The sequence below is a fragment of the Aestuariivirga sp. genome, from assembly GCF_046093005.1.
Taxonomy (GTDB): domain Bacteria; phylum Pseudomonadota; class Alphaproteobacteria; order Rhizobiales; family Aestuariivirgaceae; genus Aestuariivirga.
On record NZ_JBJTER010000048.1, the window covers coordinates 1 to 3,526 of the forward strand.

The window sequence follows — 3,526 nt, forward strand, 5'->3', positions numbered from 1 at the left end:
GTTTTGGCAATATACTCCGTCCACTTGAAGTTCGAGATACCGGTAGACTGCACTTGGAACTGCTCAATCTCACCGGACACATAGCCTTCAAGGAACGAAAGGTAGAGCAACTCCGCGCCGTATGCTTCAGAGGCGGGGCGGATACGCTTGCAAAAACTGGCACACATCACGTCGCCGTCGAAAGCGGACAGAAGTTCGGGAGTGATGAACAACGTGCGCCCGACCGGCTGGCCTTTGCTGCCGCCGGATACCTCAAAGAGGATGTCGCCCGCTGCTAACTTGCGGGACCGAAGGTTCGACGACATATGATAGCGATGCGGGACACCTGCCACTCCGGAGTTGCGCGCCTCGGGAATGTCTGTGCCACGAATTACCCACGCTGGTTCGGTATGGTCTTCGTCGGCGGTTTCCTTTCCCCAACCGCCGCCGATATGGTCAATCATCAGCGATTCCAACGGCATCACCTCCCACCCTTTCGGTATCTCGCCAAGAACCGACGAAACGTACGGTACGTTCTCATGCTCCGGGAAGCGGAAGTGGACGAACCACTCGCGGTAGAGGGCGCGGGCCATCGACTCCAGAATCTTAATGCGCCGCTGGCTGTTCTCGATCAGCTCGTCGTAGGCCGACAGGATCCCCGCGATGCGGCGCTGGATTGGGAGGGGGGGAACGAGAAAGTCAAATGACAAGAGTTTGTCCAAGCTCAGGTTGTCCTGGGTCGCTCCGTGCGAAATGTTCTGCATTCGGAGCTTGAGGATCTCCAGGTAGTACTTGATGAAGCGAACATCAGCCTTGTCGGGTTCAGGCACAAATCCCACGACGCTATCGGGAAAGCACCCTTCGATCCCAAGGATGGCGCTTTCTGCAATGTTGGCGGCAATCGTGATGCAGAGCGTTCCCGGCTTCCAGAGCTTGCTCTGAGCTAACCCTTCTTCGCTGTATGTCTGCGAGTAATCAGTTAGGTAGAAGTTGGCTGCTTTGATATCGCCCGTTTGGAAAAACGGGTAGCGTCCACCATATAGGAATGCGGCGTTTCGTGGCCGATGGCGCGACTTGCCACGGCCGACGTAGCCGAGTTCGTCTAACTTCGTTGGGCGCCACTCAGAAGCAGCCATCCTCACGCCTCCAAAATCCCCGCCACATTGGCGGCGATGGTCTGCTCCAGAGTGCGCGCCTGGGCGTTAAGGATTTCCAGTTCCTCGTTCAGCGCTTGTAGCTGCGCCTTGAAGTCCTCGTCGCTCACCGCCTCACCCGGGGTCACGCCCACATAGCGGCCGGGGTTGAGCGACCAGCCCTGCGCCTCGATCTCCTTGAGCGTCGCCGCCTTGCACAGGCCGGGGACGTCGGCATAGGCGGGCTTCTTGCCGAAGACTTCCGCGAGCTTGAGCGCCGTCTCATTACCGCCCACCGTCAGGTCGGGCGTTTCGCTGCGATAGAGCCGTACCAAGTTGGCAATGAAGCCGATCTGCGCGGGTGCCCAGTCACGATGGGCGCGGTCGATCTGGCGGTAGATGTGGCGGGCGTCGATGAAGAGCACCGTGTCGGCGCGCTTCGTCTTGGCCTTGCCCCGATCGAGGAACCACAGCGTGCAGGGGAGCGTGACCGTGTAGAACATGTTGGGGCCCACGGCGACCATCACGTCCACCGCCCGCGCCTCAATCAGCTTTTGCCGCAGTTCTTGCTCGCTGCTACGGGCGTCGGAGGCCGAGTTGGCCATCACGAATCCGGCGCGGCCCTTATCATTGAGCGCTGAGAAGAAAAGCTGGATCCACAGATAATTGGCATTGTCGGTCTTGGGCAGCCCGAAGGGGAAGCGGCGGCCGGCGCCCACCATGTCCTTCAGCCGCTCTTTGTCCACCGCGTTGACGTTGAAGGGCGGATTTGCCAGCACGAAGTCGAATTGCCCGGTGGCTCTGTGAGGGTCGTCGTAGTAGCTGTTCACGTTGCCGCCGTGGCGGATGTCGCCCTCCAGCCCGTGTACGGAGAGGTTCAAGCGGGCGAGGCGGCCGGTTTCGTCGGTCTTCTCCACGCCGCAGATGGAGAGCTCGGCGGCGGGGTTCTTGTGGTGCTCGGCCACGAAGCGGGCCGACTGCACGAACATGCCGCCCGAGCCGCAGGCCGGGTCGAGGATGCGGCCGTGGAACGGCTCGATCACCTGCGCGAGCAACTGCACGATGCTGGCGGGCGTGTAGAACTCGCCGCCGCCCTGGCCCTCGCTCATGGCGAACTCGCCGAGGAAGTATTCGTAGATGCGGCCGAAGGCGTCGAAGTCGAGCGTGGCGGGGATCTCTGAGATTTTCTTCAGCAGCTCCTTGAGCAGGGTGCCGGTGAAGAGGTTGAAGGTCTTGGGCAGCACGCCGGCGAGCTGCGGGTTATGCTTCTCGACCTCGCGCATCGCGGCATTGACCTTGGCACCAATGTCGGCCGCCTCGGGCAGGGTCAGCAGGTAGTCGTACCGGGCCTCGGGGGCGAGGTAGAGGACGTTGTCGGCATGGTAGGCGGCGGGCTCGTCCACCCGGCTGGCCCGGCGGGATGAGGCCCCGGCCTTTTCCAGTTTGGCGCGCTGGGCTGCAAAGCGGACCTCGGCGAAGCGCAAAAAGATCAGGCCGAGGATGGGGCCGGAGTATTCCTGGGCCTTGAGGCCGGAATTGGCCCGGAACTGGTCGGCGGCATCCCAAAGGCGCTTTTCGAGGGAGGTCGACGCAGCGTCTTTTTCGGTGGGGGCGATCCAGCGCACAGAGTTACCTCGATTTGTTTAAACAGGCTCCCGCTGTCCTTTGGGCAGTACGTTGGCCCATTGCGGGTCCTTGATCTGAAAAGCGGTCAGTCAAACTACGCCTGATTGGGCCTTCACCGGTCAAGACTCGGGTGGGGTTGGGTAGCTCGAAACAGCGCAAGGCTTGGACCGAGAGCTTCCAGCCTTTCTGCCAGAGGTGGCTATGATGGATTGTGGGCAAGGGCGCTTTTCAACACATCGCGGCCTCGCGTGCTTGGTGCTCTCGAACTTGATCGCATGCCGCCAGCCCTCTCCAAGTTTGCTCGTACAACACAGCGTTTTGGCGCCGGTGTCCTCAGGGGCATCGACCAGTAAGGTGTTGTGGGCATCAGGTCGATCTGCGCCTGAAGCTATCCGGTCGCCAACCGCAAAGTGCTTTACAGGGCCGAAAATCAGGCCAGCAGCACGCCTCTTGGCAGGGTAAATCCAAAGAAAATGAGATTCTCAAATCAAGGCGTTTCGGAATTCTGCACGCTGATCAAACGGTTAGATCGATAGTTGGTCGCAATAAGAGTCTCACTTTCTGTGAAACTGTCTCAGTTTCTGTGACTCGTGACAACAGAATCTCACACGTCCAAATTCGCGACTTTGAGCGCGTTGTCGACGATAAAATCGCGGCGGGGTTCCACCACGTCGCCCATCAGCGTGGCGAACACGCCGTCGGCGTCGGCGCTGTCGTGCACCTTCACTTGCAGCAGGTGGCGCACCGACGGATCGAGCGTCGTCTGCCACAATTGCTCGGGATTCATT

3 protein-coding genes are annotated in these 3,526 nt (G+C 60.4%); all 3 read right to left on the reverse strand.

The features are described 5' to 3' along the window. Nucleotides 1-1,115 (reverse strand): restriction endonuclease subunit S (locus tag ACKOED_RS03885; protein ID WP_408915260.1); only part of this gene is annotated, 1,115 nt, incomplete at its 3' end. A 2-nt stretch (nt 1,116-1,117) separates the two neighbouring features. Next, entirely contained in the window at nt 1,118-2,737 is a 1,620-nt protein-coding gene (locus ACKOED_RS03890) for an N-6 DNA methylase (RefSeq protein ID WP_408915261.1), read from the reverse strand. 605 nt (nt 2,738-3,342) lie between these two features. Beyond that, the coding region (locus ACKOED_RS03895; RefSeq protein WP_408915262.1) for a hypothetical protein at nt 3,343-3,526 on the reverse strand (184 nt) is incomplete at its 5' end.